Annotated in this window: 17 protein-coding genes; 7 read left to right on the forward strand and 10 right to left on the reverse strand. The window is 70.3% G+C overall.

What is annotated here, in order from left to right:
- Nucleotides 1-14: 14 nt before the first annotated feature.
- The 3 genes from JHN45_RS02860 to JHN45_RS02870 all read right to left on the reverse strand — a co-directional run bounded on the left by JHN45_RS02860 (nt 15) and on the right by JHN45_RS02870 (nt 1,849).
- Entirely contained in the window at nt 15-590 is a 576-nt protein-coding gene (locus JHN45_RS02860) for a helix-turn-helix domain-containing protein (RefSeq protein WP_200708425.1), read from the reverse strand.
- The gene (locus JHN45_RS02865) at nt 587-1,312 is read right to left on the reverse strand and encodes a metal-dependent hydrolase (protein WP_201047850.1); all 726 of its coding nucleotides are present in this window, start codon (nt 1,310-1,312) and stop codon (nt 587-589) included. Before JHN45_RS02865 ends, JHN45_RS02860 begins: the two co-directional genes overlap by 4 nt.
- Nucleotides 1,313-1,384: 72 nt before the next feature.
- The gene (locus JHN45_RS02870; protein WP_201047851.1) at nt 1,385-1,849 is read right to left on the reverse strand and encodes a DUF6194 family protein; all 465 of its coding nucleotides are present in this window, start codon (nt 1,847-1,849) and stop codon (nt 1,385-1,387) included.
- A gap of 41 nt (nt 1,850-1,890) precedes the next feature.
- Between JHN45_RS02870 and JHN45_RS02875 the strand changes: the two genes are divergently transcribed.
- On the forward strand, nt 1,891-2,679 hold the full coding sequence (locus tag JHN45_RS02875; RefSeq protein ID WP_201047852.1) for a MerR family transcriptional regulator: 789 nt from the start codon (nt 1,891-1,893) through the stop codon (nt 2,677-2,679).
- A 13-nt stretch (nt 2,680-2,692) separates the two neighbouring features.
- A complete protein-coding gene (locus tag JHN45_RS02880) occupies nt 2,693-3,472 on the forward strand; it encodes an SDR family oxidoreductase (protein ID WP_201047853.1) in 780 nt (259 codons plus the stop codon).
- A 6-nt stretch (nt 3,473-3,478) separates the two neighbouring features.
- Here JHN45_RS02880 and JHN45_RS02885 read toward each other — a convergent pair whose 3' ends face one another.
- Entirely contained in the window at nt 3,479-4,342 is an 864-nt protein-coding gene (locus tag JHN45_RS02885) for a winged helix-turn-helix transcriptional regulator (RefSeq protein WP_201047854.1), read from the reverse strand.
- A 100-nt stretch (nt 4,343-4,442) separates the two neighbouring features.
- Here JHN45_RS02885 and eno point away from each other — a divergent pair, with 100 nt between their 5' ends.
- Nucleotides 4,443-5,726: a phosphopyruvate hydratase gene (eno, locus tag JHN45_RS02890; protein WP_201047855.1), complete on the forward strand. Its 1,284-nt coding sequence runs from the start codon at nt 4,443-4,445 to the stop codon at nt 5,724-5,726.
- 4 nt (nt 5,727-5,730) lie between these two features.
- Here eno and JHN45_RS02895 read toward each other — a convergent pair whose 3' ends face one another.
- Nucleotides 5,731-6,024 (reverse strand): putative quinol monooxygenase, encoded by a 294-nt coding sequence (locus JHN45_RS02895; protein ID WP_201047856.1) that lies wholly within the window; start codon nt 6,022-6,024, stop codon nt 5,731-5,733.
- Between the two features lie 117 nt (nt 6,025-6,141).
- Between JHN45_RS02895 and JHN45_RS02900 the strand changes: the two genes are divergently transcribed.
- Nucleotides 6,142-7,104, forward strand: coding sequence for a GlxA family transcriptional regulator (locus JHN45_RS02900; protein WP_201047857.1), 963 nt, complete (start codon nt 6,142-6,144; stop codon nt 7,102-7,104).
- Between the two features lie 18 nt (nt 7,105-7,122).
- Here the strand turns inward: JHN45_RS02900 and JHN45_RS02905 are convergent, their stop codons facing one another.
- The 3 genes from JHN45_RS02905 to JHN45_RS02915 are packed head-to-tail and all read right to left on the reverse strand — an operon-like array spanning nt 7,123 to nt 10,792.
- Nucleotides 7,123-8,055 carry an NADP-dependent oxidoreductase gene (locus tag JHN45_RS02905; protein ID WP_201047858.1) on the reverse strand — a complete coding sequence of 311 codons (933 nt, stop codon included), beginning with the start codon at nt 8,053-8,055 and terminating at the stop codon, nt 7,123-7,125.
- A complete protein-coding gene (locus JHN45_RS02910; protein ID WP_201047859.1) occupies nt 8,052-8,519 on the reverse strand; it encodes a MarR family winged helix-turn-helix transcriptional regulator in 468 nt (155 codons plus the stop codon). The genes JHN45_RS02905 and JHN45_RS02910 overlap by 4 nt, the downstream gene beginning before the upstream one ends.
- Nucleotides 8,520-8,566: 47 nt before the next feature.
- On the reverse strand, nt 8,567-10,792 hold the full coding sequence (locus JHN45_RS02915) for an MMPL family transporter (protein WP_201047860.1): 2,226 nt from the start codon (nt 10,790-10,792) through the stop codon (nt 8,567-8,569).
- 184 nt (nt 10,793-10,976) lie between these two features.
- Here JHN45_RS02915 and JHN45_RS02920 point away from each other — a divergent pair, with 184 nt between their 5' ends.
- Together JHN45_RS02920 and JHN45_RS02925 are read left to right on the forward strand one after the other, a co-directional pair.
- Nucleotides 10,977-11,702 (forward strand): TetR/AcrR family transcriptional regulator, encoded by a 726-nt coding sequence (locus tag JHN45_RS02920; RefSeq protein WP_201047861.1) that lies wholly within the window; start codon nt 10,977-10,979, stop codon nt 11,700-11,702.
- A 32-nt stretch (nt 11,703-11,734) separates the two neighbouring features.
- Complete coding sequence (locus tag JHN45_RS02925; RefSeq protein WP_201047862.1) at nt 11,735-12,391, forward strand: maleylpyruvate isomerase N-terminal domain-containing protein; 657 nt, start codon at nt 11,735-11,737, stop codon at nt 12,389-12,391.
- 62 nt (nt 12,392-12,453) lie between these two features.
- On the opposite strand, the gene JHN45_RS02930 is transcribed toward JHN45_RS02925, so the two are convergent.
- Complete coding sequence (locus JHN45_RS02930; protein ID WP_201047863.1) at nt 12,454-14,235, reverse strand: FAD-binding dehydrogenase; 1,782 nt, start codon at nt 14,233-14,235, stop codon at nt 12,454-12,456.
- A 135-nt stretch (nt 14,236-14,370) separates the two neighbouring features.
- A complete protein-coding gene (locus tag JHN45_RS02935) occupies nt 14,371-15,069 on the reverse strand; it encodes an SDR family NAD(P)-dependent oxidoreductase (RefSeq protein ID WP_201047864.1) in 699 nt (232 codons plus the stop codon).
- A gap of 88 nt (nt 15,070-15,157) precedes the next feature.
- Here JHN45_RS02935 and JHN45_RS02940 point away from each other — a divergent pair, with 88 nt between their 5' ends.
- The gene (locus JHN45_RS02940) at nt 15,158-16,060 is read left to right on the forward strand and encodes a helix-turn-helix transcriptional regulator (RefSeq protein ID WP_201047865.1); all 903 of its coding nucleotides are present in this window, start codon (nt 15,158-15,160) and stop codon (nt 16,058-16,060) included.
- Nucleotides 16,061-16,107: the final 47 nt, after the last annotated feature.

The following is a 16,107-nucleotide window of genomic DNA, read 5'->3' on the forward strand; positions in this document are numbered from 1 at the left end:
AGGTTTCCTCGGTCTCAGGTGCTGATGGGGGAGGCGAAGACGACGGTGATGTCGACCTCGTCCGCCCCGGTGCGGTAGAAGTGCGGGGCGTCTCCGGCGAAGGCGAGCATGTCGCCGGGGCCCAGGTCCTGCGGGGCGTCGACGGGACCGGCGGTGACGTACCCGGTGGCGATGAGCAGGTGCTCGATCGTGCCGGTGGCGTGCGGCACACCGGCCAGCTCCGTCTCCGGCGGAATGCGCAGCCGCCAGATCTCCAGGCTGTTGCCGCTGCTGATCCGGCGCAGCAACTCCCTTGAGACCTCGCCCGGTTCGATGTCCGTGGCCGCCCGGAACACCGGCCCGGTGTCGGCGTCCCGCGCCAGGAGGTCGGCGATCGGGATGCGCAGGGCGATCGCGATGGCGTCCAGGGTGTCGATCGTCGGATTGCCGTTCCCGGCTTCGAGCTGGGACAGCGTGGCTTTGCTGAGCCCGGCGCGCCGAGCCATCTCCGCTGCGCTCATCCCGCGCTGCTGACGTCGCAGCCGGATCTTCGCGCCGACCGCGGCGGCCGTGCTGCTCACCGGCCGACGGCCGGCCGGCGGGGGCGTCATCGAGGGCTCCGGTGGGTCGCGGAGTAGGACACGCGGATACGGCCCTTCTTGATCTTCAGCGTCGGCAGCACCAGCTCGGCGAGGTCCCCGAGCCTGCGCACATGCGTGCCCCCGCACGGCGCGGAGTGCAGCGCGCCGAGCTGCACCACCCGCCGTCCGTCGGGCAGATACCGCGCGGACACCGGCAGGTCGTCGGCGACGGCGGCCGCCACCCCTTCCCGGAGCACGGCGGTCACCTCCTCCCGCCCGTCCGGATCACCGAGCCGAGCGTCCACGTCCGGCGCCTGGAACTCGATGCGCGCCTGCCCCGGGAAGTGAATGCTCCCGACCATCTCCCAGCCCTGGGTCCGCCCGACCGCCTCGACGAGGTGTCCGGCGGTGTGCAGCGCGGCATGCAGCATCCGGGCCTCAAGGTCGATCCGGGCCCGCACCCGCTCCCCCACGGCAAGCAGCGGAAGCCCGCCACCCACCGCCGCCGTCGCCACGACCAGTCCCGACTCGTGGTCCCGCACCGGGACGATCTCGACCTCCTCCAGCCACCCCCGATCGGCAGGCTGACCCCCGCCCTGCGGATGGAACAGACAGTCCTCTACGGCGGCCCAGGGCGCTCCGTCCCTCTCGCCGACCGCGATGACCGTCGTGTCGACCTGCTCCAAGTACGTGTCGTCGAGGTAGGCGCTGATCTGCGCGCCCTCCCGAGAAACCGCGATCGAATGAACCATGCGTTCACTATACCGAACCCAACAGAGACAGTAAACGCACCGTTCGTTTTACCGAACACCGGGGCGCTCCGCTCAGCCCCCACCGCCGTGGCCGTGGCCGTGACGACGCGCGAACCGGGCGAGGGCGTCGTCATGCGCGCCACGCAACAGCCGTAGAACCGCGTCCGTCGTCCTCGGACCGGGATTGACGACGCAGACCCAGCCGTGCGCTCCGTACACCGGGTGCGGCAGGACCGCGTCGGCGACGGCGTGATCATGTGGCTCCTCCCCCGTGAGTTCGCCCAACCTCGTACGGCCGACGTGGATGTTGACCCGCCACCGGCCCGGAGGGTCGAGATCGGACGCGGTGTCGCCGGGGAGGTTCTTGGTGACGACCGTGCCGTACGGCTGGGTGTTCTGCGGCAGTCGGCCGTCGGGGGCGTAGTAGAAGAACGCGTCCCCCCAGGCGAGTTCGGGAAAGTCGCCGCCCGGCTCCGGTGCGAGGACGAGCGCGCCGGGGAAGTCGCGTACGGCTGCGATGATCTGTTCCGTGGTCATGGTTCAAGCATCGGCTTCAAGTGCTTATGTGGGGTTGGGTGATGAGTGAGGCGGCAAGTGATACCCGGCGCGGGACGCTCAGGACCGCCGATGTGGCACGCGAGTCGGGGTACTCGCTGCAACAGGTGCGCGATCTGGAGCGGTTGGGAGTCATCCCGCCGGCCGCCCGGTCGGACAACGGCTACCGCTCCTACACGCCTTCGCATGTGGTGGCTCTGCGTGCCTATCGAGGGCTCGCGGGCGCCGTGGGCCCGGTCCTCGCCCGGCGGATGCTCGCCGAGTTGCGGACGCGGACGCTCGTGGAGGCGGCCTCGGTGATCAACGAGGTCCATGTCCGGCTCGCGCGGGAACGCGAGGAGACCCTGCGCGCCCAGCATGCCTTGCGTGCGATCCAGGACGAGGAGAACGCACCGGACCCGGAGCGGGACGCCGACGCGATGACGATCACCGAACTCTCCAGAGCCCTCGGTGTACGTCCCTCGACTCTGCGGTTCTGGGAGCAGGAAGGGCTCGTCACCCCCGACCGCGTGACCTCTCGGCGTGCCCGGCGCTACGACCTGTCGGCCATCAGGGCGGCCCGCATCGTGACGGCCCTGCGCGCCACCGGCCACGGCGTGCCCGCGGTGCGGGAGATCATGGGCTCCCTGCACCGGCTCGACGGCCGGGGAGAGGCCCGGCGCATCCTCCGAGAACGCCTCGACCGGATCGCCGTACGGACCGTGGGGCTCCTCCAGGCGGGCGCGGACCTGGCAGCCGTCATCACCGCCGACTCCGCCGCCCTTCAACCGGCCTCCGAGGAAAGGCAGTTGCCGATGCCGTTCCCGTCATGAACGATCTCGGACCATGACGACGAGCACCGACCGCCCCCCGTCCTCCCGCCCGCTCGCGCTCGTCACGGGAGTGGGGCGCACCGTCGGTATCGGCGCGGGCATCGCGTGTCGGCTGGCGGCCTCGGGCTGGGACATCGCCTTCACCTACTGGACTCCGTACGACGAGCGCATGTCCTGGGGTGTCGAGTCCGGCGCGGCCTCGGCCATCACCGACGCGCTCGAGGAACACGGCGCCGCGACCACGGCCGTCGAGGCGGACCTGTCCGACCTGGACGCCCCTGCCCGTGTCTTCGACGAGGTCGGACGCGGGCCGGGGGGAGTCACCGCCTTGGTGATGTGCCACTGCGAGTCGGTCGACTCCGGTCTCCTCGACACCACCGTCGAGAGCTTCGACCGGCACTTCGCGGTCAACGCGCGGGCCACCTGGCTGCTGATCCGCGAGTACGGCCGACGGTTCGCGGCCGCTCCGGGCACCGGCCGGATCATCGCCCTCACCAGCGACCACACCGTGAACAACCTCCCCTACGGCGCGAGCAAGGGCGCCCTGGACCGCATCACGCTCGCCGCCGCGCACGAGTTCGCCCACCTCGGCATCACCGCGAACGTCATCAACCCGGGCCCGGTGGACACCGGTTGGATGACCGAGGAGGGGCGGGCGGAGATCCTGCGGCGGACACCGCTCGACCGTCTCGGCACTCCACGGGACACCGCCCACCTCGTCGACTTCCTCTGCTCACCGGAGGGTCAGTGGATCAACGGCCAACTCCTCCTGAGCAACGGGGGGTTCGCGTAGCGGCTCTCACCTGGTGCAGTCCGCGGCCAGGCGCAGGCTCTCCTTGACGGCGTGCGGGATGTCGGTGATCGGGAACAGCGTGTGTCGTACGGTCCGTTGGGCGTCGATGATCAGGATCAGCCGTTTGTGCCGCAGCCGGCCGCTCGCACGGAACGTCGGCAGCCGCAGGGCCGCGGCGAGTTGCTGGGCCTCGTCGGAGAGCAACGGATACGGGATCTCCTCGGCGCGGGCGAACTCCGCCTGTTCGTGAGGGAGTTGGGTGCTGACTCCGCGCACGTCCACGCCCGCCCGGCGGAAGTCGGGCCAGGCATCGCGGAATTGGCGGTTCTCCAGCGTGCAGCCCTCGGCACCGGGGATCGGCGGCTCGCCCCACTCGATGCCCGTCCCCGGGTAGGTGAACAACACCGTCGCGGCAGCCTCCGGTGACACGACCGGCAGGTCCACACCCTGGATTCCGGGGAGTTGGAGGTCGTCGGGCAGGCGGGTGCCGGGCAGGGCGTGTACGCGGGTGTGTTCGGCGCCCTCCTCGGCCGCGGTCGCGGTGAGGGTGCCGTCGGCGAGCATCCACCGGTCGCCCCAGTCCTGCATCGCCACGAGCAACGGCAACAGCGCGAGCCCGGCGTCCGTGAGCACGTACTCGTAGCGCACCGGCCGCCGTTGATAGAGGCGGCGGTGCAGCACCCCGCTCGCGACGAGCCGTCCCAGGCGCTCGGTCAGGACGTTGCGGGACAGGCCGATCCCGGCGGCCAGCGCGTCGAAACGGACATGGCCGCGGGCGATCTCCCGGAGCACCAGAACGTTCCACCAGTCCCCCAGGACCACGGCGGCCTGGGCGATGCCGCAGGTCTCGTCGGCGTTGTGCATCCTCATGCGCCCATAGTAGGTTCTCTTTCAGGACTCACTTTGTTTCATGACGGAACTTACCGCCCGCCGACGACCGGGACGCGGGCCCTGCGTGAGGAGTTGCACCGTGACCGCCATCAGCCGGGTCGTCGCACGCGAGATCATCGACAGCCGGGGCAACCCGACCGTCGAGGTGGACGTGGAACTCAAGGACGGATCGCTCGGCCGCGCCGCCGTGCCCTCGGGCGCCTCCACCGGAGCCAGGGAAGCGGTCGAACTGCGCGACGGCGACCCGACGCGCTTTCACGGCAAGGGAGTTCGCCGCGCCGTCGACGCCGTCAACGAGACCATCGCGGACGCCGTGACCGGGCTCGACGCCGAGAACCAGGCGACCGTCGACCACACGATGATCGAACTCGACGGCACCGCCACCAAGTCGCGCCTCGGCGCCAACGCCCTGCTCGGCGTCTCCCTGGCCACCGCCAAGGCCGCCGCGGCAGCCCACCGGCTCCCGCTGTACCGCTACATCGGCGGCGTCGACGCCCGCCTGCTACCGGTACCGATGATGAACATCGTCAACGGCGGCGCCCACGCCGACAACCCGCTGGACTTCCAGGAGTTCATGATCGCCCCGATCGGCGCGGCCACCTTCGCCCAGGCCGTCCGCATGGGATCCGAGGTCTTCCACACCCTGCGCCGCGACCTGATCGCCGCCGGCCACAGCGCCAACGTCGGCGACGAGGGCGGCTTCGCCCCCGACCTGCGCACCGCCGACGAAGCCCTCGACTTCGTCCTCCACGCCATCGAACGCACCGGCTACAAGCCCGGCACCGACATCACCCTCGTCATGGACCCGGCGACGTCGGAGTTCTTCCGCGACGGCGTCTACGACTACACGGGCGAGGGCGTTCGCCGCACCCCGGCCGAACACGCCGACTACCTGGCCGAGTTGGTCGACCGCTACCCCATCGCCTCCATCGAGGACCCGATGGCCGAGGACGACCACGAGGGCTGGCGCGACCTGACCGCGCGGCTCGGCGAGCGCTGCCAGCTCACCGGTGACGACGTCTTCTGCACCAACGAGACCCTGCTCAGCGCCGGAATCCGGGACGGGATCGCCAACTCGATCCTGGTGAAGGTCAATCAGATCGGTACCCTCACCGAGACCCTGGCCACCGTGGCGACCGCCCATCGGGCCGGCTACACCGTCGTGATGTCCCACCGCTCCGGCGAGACCGAGGACACCACGATCGCCGATCTCGCCGTCGCCACCGGCTGCGGACAGATCAAGACCGGGTCGCTGTCCCGCGCCGACCGCACCGCCAAGTACAACCAACTCATCCGTATCGAGGAGGACTTGGGCACCCAGGCACGCTACGCAGGGCGGGAAGCGCTGGGACTGCGCGTCTGACGCGTCAGACCTTCGCTCCCAGCAGGTCGACCGGGGCGATCACCGGCGGCGCGCTGAGCTTCGTCTGCGCGATCTCCCCCAGGGCGGCGGCGATCCGGCCGGTCAGGTGCGCCTGCCGTCCCTGCTCGTCCTCGAAGGTGTCGAACACCCCGAAGGTGGTGGCGTTCTCGCGAAAGGCGAACCACGTGACCGTGCCCTCTTCCTGTTCGGCAAGGTCCTGGGCACCGCGGAGCAGGGCCTCCACCTCGTCGGCGTGCTCCGCCTTGGCCTCGATGCGTACCAGCAGACCGACCTTCATGTCACCACTCCTTGTGCCTGCGTCCAGGGCGCCGGACGTCCGGCGCACCTCGAACCTATGGCGATGGTCGGTGATCACATCAGCGGCGGAAACGACACGGTTGATAGCGTTCCCGCCATGAAGGTAGCGGTCGTCGTCTACGACGGAGTGTTCGACTCGGGGCTCTCGGCCGTCCTGGACGTGCTGAGCAACGCCAACGAACTGGGCGAGCAGCTCCATGAGTCGTCGCCCACCTGGGACGTCACCCTGGTCGGCCCCGGCCCGAAGGTGCGGACCAGAGCGGGACTCCTCGTGGCGCCCGAGCCGCTCGAACTGGCCGACACCGCCGACCTCCTGGTCGTACCGGCGCCCGGGGAGAGCGATCCCTCGGCGCTGCTCGACCATGTGGGCGGCGAAGTGTCCCGGCCCGTACGGCACTTGATCGCGCGCACCCGCGCACGCGGGACGACCATCGCCTCGGCGTGCGCGGGCACCTTCCTGCTGGCCGAGGCGGGGGTGCTGGACGGGTTGCGGGCCACGACGTCCTGGTGGCTGTCGCCCGCGTTCCGGAACCGGTATCCCAAGGTCGAGCTGGATCACAGCCGGATGGTGATCAGCTGCGAGGGCGTCATCACCGCCGGCGCGGCTTTCGGGCATGTCGATCTCGCGCTGGCGATCGTCCGGGCGGCCAGCCCCGCGCTCGCCGACCTGGTCGCCCGCCATCTCGTGGTCGACGAACGCCCCTCGCAGGCCGCGTACACGATTCCCAGTGCCCTGGCCCAGAACGACCCCACGGTCGCGGCCTTCGAACTCTGGACCCGTGAGCATCTGGCCGAGCCCATCGGCATCCCCGCGGCGGCCAGGGCCATCGGGGTCAGCGAGCGGACGCTGCAGCGTGCCGTGCGGCGGACCGTCGGTACGTCGCCGATCCGGTTCGTCCAGGACCTGCGGATCGAACGCGCCTCCCATCTGCTGCGCACCACCGACCTCTCCCTGGAGACCATCTCCAGGAGGGTCGGCTACGAGCACCCCAACACCCTGCGCGTGCTGCTGCGCCAACGCACCGGGAAGACCACGTCGGCCCTCCGCGCCAGCAAGTGACTTCGGTTCGGGGGCAGTTCAGGGAATGAGGACGATCTTGCCGCGTGTGTGGCGCTGTTCGAGTTCGGCGTACGCGTCACGGACGCGGTCGAGCGGATAGGTGGCGGCGACGGGAATCTCGATACGGCCGGCGGCGACATGGTCGGCCATTTCGGTGAGAACCTCGCGGGTGGAGGCGCCTTCGCTGCCCGCACTCTTGGTGCCGAGTTCCTGCGCCTTCTGGAACGAGATGATCGTCTCGATCCGGTCCCGGGGGATGCCGAGATCGATGGCGAGTTGGACGTAGTCGGGTCCGAACAGGTCGATGAACGCGTCGATCCCGTCGGGTGCCGCCGCGGTGAGGGCCTCGGCCAGTCCGTCGCCGTACGGGACCGGGGTGGCGCCGTGGGCGGTGAGCCAGTCGGCGTTCGCGGGTGAGGCGATGCCGAGGACGTTCGCGCCGCGTACGGCGAGGAGTTGGACCGTGACGGTGCCCACTCCGCCGGCGGCGGCCGAGACGGCGACGGTCTCGCCGGGCTTGGGGGCCACCGCGTCCACGGCGGCCCACGCGGTGCAGCCGACGACGTAGAGGGCGCCCGCCACTTCCCAGCTCAGGGCGGCCGGCTTGGGGATCAGCTGGGTCACCGGTACGACGACATGGGTGGCGTGGCTGGAGCGCTGCCAGGAGAAGCCGAGCACCTCGTCGCCGATGCCGAAGTCGGTGACGCCCTCGCCGAACGCGGTGACGACTCCGGCGAGGTCGCTGCCCTGGCCGGACGGGAAGGTCGCGGGGAACAGTGCGCGCATCGCGCCCGAACGGATGGTCGCCTCACCGGGGTTGATGCCGGCCGCCCGGACTTCGACGAGGACTTCTCCGGCGGCGGGGCTGGGCATCGGCACCTCGGTGACGTGCAGGACGTCGCGGTCGCCGTACTCGTCGAAGCGGACTGCTCGTGCCTGTGCGGGGCTCATCTGGTCTCCTTCGTCAGGGGTGTTGGCCCAGGATCCGGGGTGCGTGGGTTGGCGGCCCGCAGTACGGCGAGCGTGCTCGCGAGGTGGCCGAGCTCCGGGGCCGGGAGCGGACCGGCCAGCCAGGTCGCGAGCTCCCGGTCGAAGACGGGACCGGCCTCGTTCACCAAGTCCCGCCCGGCCGCCGTCAGTTCGACGATCGAGGAGCGGCGGTCGGTGTCGTGCGGCCGTCGCACGCAGTGGCCCGCCTTCTCCAGCCGGTCGACGGCCTGGCTCGCGCCGCCGACCGTGATGGAGAGGGCGGCGGCGATGTCGTTGACCCGGCAGGAGCCCGCGTCTTCGACGACGAGCAGCACGTTCAGGCTGCCCAGGGTCACACCGCAGTCCTGGCGGAGCCGGGCGTCGATCCCGTTCCACAGGTCCGTCTCGAAACGCACCAGGTCGTCGAACAGCTGCCGCAGGTCCACGGGCGGGCTCCTTCCGGCCGAATGCATTAGCTCTAATCATCTTAGCCCTAATGCACTTCGGATGCGCCCCTGACGATCGAATCGGTCGCGGCTGCCGGTGCGGTGCCGCCCTCGCTCAGGCCGAACCGTGCGTGGAACCGGCGCAGGAAACCGGGCGCGTACCAGGCCGACCGGCCGAGCAGCCGCATCGCGGCGGGGACGAGGACACCGCGAACGGCGACGGCGTCGATGAGGATGGCCAGTCCGCTGCCCAGGCCGAACAGCTGCATGAAGCTCAGCTTCGCTGTCCCGAAGGCGAAGAAGCTCACCGCGAGGAGGCAGGCCGCGGCGGTGACGATGCGTCCGGTGTGTCCGAGGCCGTTGGTCACGGCGGACTCGTTGTCGGCGCCCTGGTCGTGGAGTTCCTTGATCCGGCTGGTGACGAAGACCTCGTAGTCCATCGAGAGGCCGAAGGCGATGCAGAACATCAGCACGGTCATGGAGACGTCCATCGGCTGTGCCGTGAAGCCGAGCAGGGAGGAGAGATGGCCGTCCTGGAAGATCCAGGTCATGACGCCGAGGGTGGCGCCCAGGCTGATCATGTTGAGGAGCAGTGCGCGCAGCGGTTGTACGACGCTGCCGGTGAAGAGGAACAGCAGGAGGAAGGTGGTGAGGGCGACCAGGGCCACGGCGAGCGGAAGCCGGGTGCCGACTGAGTGCTTGGAGTCGACGAGTACGGCGTCGACTCCGCCCACCAGGGGGCGAGTTCCGGCGGGCACGGCGACCGCCCGCACCTCGCGGACCAGGCTCTGGGCCGCGTCGGACTTCGGTGTCAGGGTGCTCACCACGTTGATCTGCTGCGCGTCGGAGCGGCCGAGGGCGGGGTTGCCGGGGTCGGTCGCGGTCGGCTGTCCCTCGGCATAAGTACCGGTGCCGGTCTCGACGCGGACGACTCCCTTGAGCCCGGACAGCTGGGCCGCGTACAACCCCAGCGAACCCTTGCCCACGGGTGAGTCGATGACGACATGGAGAGCCGCGTCGTCGCTGCCGTTGAACTTCTCCCGCAGTACGGCGGAGACCTGGCGGCTCGCCGCGTCCTCGGGCAGGACGCGTTCGTCCGGGGTGCCGAAGGTGATGCCGAGCAGCGGGCTCGCCGCGAGCAGCAGGACCGCGAGGACGGGCAGCGCGGTGAGCGCGGGCCGCCGCATGACCGTGCGGGCCAGCCGTCCCCACAGGGGTGCCCGGGTGCCGGAGCGGCCGCGGTTCGCCCACGGCAGCCGTCCGCCGTTGACTCGGCGGCCGAGGACGACGAACAGGGCCGGCATGACGAACAGGGTGCTGACGGCCGCGATGACGACGACACCGACCCCGGCGTAGCCGAAGGAGCGCAGGAAGTACTGCGGGAACACCAGCAGGGCCGCCAGCGCCGCCGCGACGGTCGCTGCGGAGAACGCGACGGTACGGCCCGCGGTGCTCACGGTCCGCCGTACGGCGTCGTCCACGCTCGCCCCGGTCGCGAGCTGCTCCCGGAACCGGCTGACCATCAGCAGCGCGTAGTCGATGCCGAGGCCGAGGCCCAGTGCGGTGGTGAGGTTGACCGCGAAGACGGAGACGTCGGTGACGCTGCCGAGGAGGAACAGCTCCGCGAAGGTGCCCGCGATGGCGACGGTCCCGATCGCCAGCGGCAGCAGGGCGGCGACCGCGCTGCCGAAGACGAGCAGGAGCAGTACGAGGGTGAGGGGTACGGCGATGGACTCGGCGAGCACGAGGTCCTTGGCCGACTGGGTACCCATCTCGCTGGTCACGGCGGCACCGCCGCCCGCCCGGACGGTGAGGGAGTCCTCGTACGGTCCGGCGTAGGCGTCGACGACGCTCTTCGCGTTCTCGTCTCGCTCGGTGTCGTTGCCCTTCACATGGGCGAGCACCACGGCTTCGCGGCCGTCCTTGGAACGGAGATCGGGGCTGGACGTGTCCCAGAACGAGATCACGTTCTCCAGGTGCTGTTCCCTCTTGAGCTTGGCGACCAGGGCCCGGCCGCTCTGCTCCGCCGGCGTCCCGTCCACGCGGCCCTCGATTGCGGTGACCAGGAGGACCAGGTTCGTCTCCCCGCCGAACTTCCGGTCGATGACCTTCGCGGCCCGGGAGGAGGCGGAGGACGGGTCGTCGTAGCCGCCTCCCAGCAACTTGCCGAAGGCGCCGGCGCCCAGAACCCCCATGAGGGCCACGGCCACGACGGCGACGACGAGTACCAGCCGCGACCGGCGGATCACCAGCTCGGCTATGCGTTCGAACACGCCCGTTCTCCTTTGCTGTCCATACGTCGAAAAAGGCGCGAAACAGCCGGAGTTCACCCATGAGGCATTCTTCGTCGCCGCGCACGACGCTAGTGAGGAGCAAGTAGATTTGGCAGTGTTAGATTTTCCTCACACCTCGCAACTTCGCGTTCCCCGGCGCGGGTTGTCGTCGTACGGTCGCCGCATGCCCGCCGAAGAAGCCACGACCGCCCTCCCGTCCCTGCGCGAGCGGCGCCGGGCCGCGGCCACCCAGGAGATCGTGGACGCCGCCGAGCGCCACCTCACCGAGCACGGCCCGGCAGCTCTGTCGCTGCGCGCGGTCGCCCGCAGCCTCGGCATGACCGTGCAGGCGCTCTACCACTACTTCCCGAGCCGGGACGCCCTCATCACGGTCCTCGTCACCAAGGCCTACGACGACCTGGCCGACGCCGTGCAGACCGCCGCCGAGACCGCGGCGGACGATCCGGACCTGCCCCGCCTGGTGCGGGCGGCCGAGGGCTACCGGCGGTGGGGCATCGCCCACCCCGAGCAGTTCCGACTCCTCTACGGCACGCCGCTGCGGGACTACGCGGCACCGGCCGACGGTCCGACCACCCAGGCCACACGGCGGATGAGCATGATCTTCGAGCGCGAGCTCTTCGAGGAGTTCACCCCGGAGCAGCTCGCCGGGGCCGACATCCCCGAACTCTCACCCGAACTCCGGGGCTATCTGGAGGAGTTGCCGCACTACGGCCAGGGTCATCTGCCCTCGCCCGCGACCGCCCTCCTGATGAGCGCGTGGGGACACCTGCACGGCCTGGTCGCGCTGGAGGTGTTCGGACACACCACCTTCCTCGGCGGCCACCAGGCCGAGCTGTTCCGCATGGCGATGCGCAACCTGCTGGCCGACATCCACCGCCGGATCAGATGACACGGTCCGACCGGGCGCCGTAGCGTGCCGAGGTGGATCTCTTCTCACGCTCCTGGACGGCTCTGCTCGCTGCGGTCGCCGACCTCGAGGACGCTGATTTCGAACGGCCTTCGGGGTGTGCCGGTTGGCTGGTGCGGGACCTGGTCTGTCATCTGGTCATCGATGCCCAGGACGTGCTGATCACTCTCGTGACACCCGCCGACACGGAACCGACCCGCGACGCGGTGAGCTACTGGGCGGTCAGCCGGACGGCACCCACCGGTGACGACCCGCTCGACGCGCTGATCGTGCGACTGGCCGCCGCGTACGTGGAGCCAGGGCTGCTCAAGTTCCATCTGGACGACGTCGGTTCGGCCGCCGGCCGCGCCGCCCGGCTCGCCGACCCCGGTCTGCGGGTGAGCACGCAGGGCCAGGTGCTCACCGCGGGCGACTACCTCTCCGCGTACGTCCTGGAGTGGACGCTGCACCACCTCGACCTGGTCGGGCACCTCCCGGACGTGACGGGACCGCCCGTCGAAGCACTCGCCGGGTCACGCGAGTTGCTGGAGCGGATCGCCAACGCCCCGTTCCCCGCGTGCTTCTCCGACCGGGACGCGCTGCTCGTCGGCACGGGACGGCGGGCGCCGACGGAAGCGGAGAGATACCAACTCGGCTCACTCGCAGGGCAGGTGCCGCTGTACTTCGGCTGACCTGTCGGCAACTCGGGCCGTGCGCACCCGAGTTGCCGACCTGCGGCGAGCGGCCGTACCGCTCAGAGCGCTGCCGCCGCCGCGCGGCCCGCCTGGCGGCCGGAGAACAGGCAGCCGCCGAGGAAGGTGCCCTCCATCGAGCGGTAGCCGTGCACTCCCCCGCCGCCGAAGCCGGACACCTCACCGGCCGCGTACAGACCGGGAATCGGCGCACCGGTGGCGTCCAGGACCCGGCCCGAGAGGTCGGTCTGGAGGCCGCCGAGGGTCTTGCGGGTGAGGATGTTGAGGCGGACGGCGATCAGTGGTCCGGCGGCCGGGTCCAGGATCTTGTGGATCGCGGCGGTGCGGCTGAGTGAATCGCCGGTGTAGGAAAGGGCGTTGCGGATGCCCATCACCTGGGCGTCCTTCGAGTACGGGTTGTCGATCTCCCGGTCCCGGGCCTCGATCTGCCGCTGGAGATCGGCGAGTTGGATCAGGCCGTCGCCGGTCAGCTTGTTCATGCCGAGGACCAGTTCGGAGAGGGTGGTGGCGGTGACGAAGTCGACGCCGTTCTTCCTGAACTTCTCGATCGGCTCCGGCGTCTGCCAGATGCGCGAGAGCAGCATCAGGATGTCCTTGTTGGTGAGATCCGGGTTCTGTTCGGACCCCGACAGCGCAAACTCCTTCGCGATGATCTTGCTGGTGGTGACGAACCACGAGTAGTCGTAGCCGCTGGCGGTGATCGAGCCCAGGGTGTGGAGGGTGTCGTAGCCCGGCATGTCGGGGGCGGAGAACCGCTTGCCCTTGGCGTCGAACCACATCGAGGACGGGCCCGGGAGGATGCGGATGCCGTGGTTGGGCCAGATCGGGTCGTAGTTCCTGAGGCCCTCGGTGTAGTGCCACATCCGGTCGGGGTTGACGATCCGGCCGCCCGCCGACGCGGTGATGCCCAGCATCCGGCCGTCCACGTAGGCGGGCACGCCGGTGATCATGTTCTTGGGCGCGGGGCCGAGCCGGGCCGGCCAGTTCTGCCGTACGAGATCGTGGTTGGCGCCTATGCCACCCGAAGTGACGATCACGACAGGGGCCTTGAGGTCGAAGTCGCCGACCACGGTGCGGGAAGTGGCCTTGCCGCGCTGGGCGGAGCTGGGTTCGAGGACCGAGCCGCGGACTCCGGTCACGGTGCCGCCGGTGCGGACGATCTCGTTGACCTGGTGGCGGAACTTGAAGACCACCTTGCCGCTCGCGACCCCGGCCCGCACCTGCTTCTCGAACGGCTCGACCACGGCCGGGCCGGTGCCCCAGGTGACGTGGAAGCGGGGCACCGAGTTGCCGTGTCCGTCGGCGAGGCCGCCGCCGCGCTCGGCCCAGCCGACGATCGGGAACCAGCGGATGCCGAGGCCGTAGAGCCAGGACCGCTTCTCGTTGGCCGCGAAGTCCACATACGCCTCGGCCCACTTGTGGGCCCAGTAGTCCTGGCCGGTCGGGTCGTCGATGCCGCGGTCGAAGCCGGCCGTGCCCTGCCAGTCCTGCCAGGCCAGTTCCTGGGAGTCCTTGATGCCCATGAGCCGCTGCTCGTCGGAGTTGATCAGGAACAGTCCGCCGAAGGACCAGAACGCCTGGCCGCCTAGGTTGGACTCGGGCTCCTGGTCCAGGAGCAGCACTTTCTTTCCGGCGGCGACCAGTTCGGCCGTCGCGACCAGTCCGGCCAGACCGTGGCCGACGACGATGGCGTCGGCGTCCGAGGTACCGGCCGCGAACGCCGGTGCCGCGTGCGCCGCGAGGGCAGCGCCGGCGGCGACGCCACCGGCCACCGTCAGGGCTCTTCGTCTGCTGATCGCCGTGGGGGACGTCAGGTTCTCCATGAGGTGCCTTCCGAATGAGTACAGGAGGTGCGGGAGGTGTGCGCGACACGTGGCGCGTGCCGCGACACCTCTGTTGTTACCGCCGGTAGCACCTAAGGAAACCAAGCTGTGTCGGCAGTGTTGCGGAAGTCCGGGTCACGCCATGTCGAGCGGTCCTTCACGGTCGACGAAGCGGCCGAAGCCCGCGCCCGGTCCCTCGGTGGCGAGCCGGACGATCGCGTCGGTTCCCTCGGTGACGGTCTGCGGGCCGCTGTGGCCGTTGAGGTCGGTCGCCGTGTAGCCGGGATCGGCGGCGTTGACCCGAACGTCCTTGAGGGCCTTGGCGTATTGCGTGGTCAGCATGGTGAGGGCCGCCTTGGACGCGGTGTAGAGCGGCGCGACGACGGAGGACTCGATCCGTGACGGGTCGTGCGTGATGGCGAGGGACCCCATGCCGCTGCTGACGTTCACGACGACCGGGTCGGCCGAGCGGCGCAGCAGCGGGAGGAAGGCGCTGGTCGTGCGGACCGCGCCGAAGACGTTGACGTCGAAGACGGCGAGCGCGTCGGCTCCCGTCAGTTCGGCGGGATCCCCGTACGGGCCGTGCACTCCGGCGTTGTTGATCAGAACGTCGAGCACGCCTTCGTGTACGGCGACATCGGCCGCCGCGGCGGCGACGGAGGCGTCGTCGGTGACGTCGATGCGGACGAACCGCGCGCCCAACTCGGCGGCGGCAGCGGCGCCCCGCTCCTCGTCGCGGGCTCCGACGATCACGGTGTGGCCGAGGGCGAGGAGACGTCGGGCGGTCTCGTGGCCGAGGCCCTTGTTGGCTCCGGTGATGAACGTGGTGGTCATGCGTTGATCGTCCGCGCGGCGCCGGTGCTGTGCCAGGGACGGCACGACCGTAGGAACGGCATTACCAGCATGGCGAGTTGAGGGCAGGATGGAGGGTATGACAGTGAACGAGAGACTCGGACTGGGTGCGACGATCCGGGCCTGGCGGGAGCGGTTGTCGCCGTCGGCGGTGGGGCTGCCGTCAGGCCGGTCCCGGCGGGCGGCCGGCCTGCGCCGCGAGGAACTCGCCGAGCGCGCGGGTGTGTCGGTCGACTACGTCGTACGCCTGGAGCAGGGGCGCTCCACGGCACCCTCGGCACAGGTCGTCAACTCCCTCGCTCACGCGCTCCGGTTGAGCGACACCGAGCGCGAACACCTCTACCGGATGGCCGGGTTGGTCCCGCCGAACCATGAGCCGATCCCGGACTACCTCCCGCCGGGCGTGCACCGTGTGCTGAACCGGCTCGGCGAGGTCGCGGTCGCCGTGTTCGCCGCCGACTGGCAGTTGATCTGGTGGAATCCCGGGTGGGCCGCGCTGCTCGGTGACCCGTCGGCCAAGCCGCCCGCACTCCGCAACTTCGCCCGTGAGCGTTTCCCGATCGGCTCCGGCGACGACGTACGCATCGCCTCCTGGCCGGTGCTGGTGCGCGACGGAGACAACTCGGACCTGGCCGTCGTGTCCGACCTGCGCCGCGCCACCGGCCGCTACCCGCACGACCCACGCCTGGCCGACCTGATCCGTCAACTCACCGCGGGCAACGCGACGTTCGCCCGACTGTGGGCGAGCGGCACGGTGGCCGCGCACCGCGAGGACCGCAAGACGGTGCGGCATCCCACGGTCGGGCCCGTGGACGTGGACTGCGACGTCCTGACGGACGGCGACTCGGACCTGAAGATCGTCATCTTGACGGCGGCGCCCGGGAGTTCGGACGAGGCGAAGCTGCGACGGGTCGTCGCCGCGCCCCTCTCCGACCGCACGGGTACGACTACCGGTATGCCGTCAATCACCTGAGAAGCCGTTGTCGTTCCGATCTCGAGATGTCCAAGTGGGTCGGCCGC

The organism is Streptomyces sp. MBT53 (assembly GCF_016654115.1).
Lineage (GTDB): Bacteria > Actinomycetota > Actinomycetes > Streptomycetales > Streptomycetaceae > Streptomyces.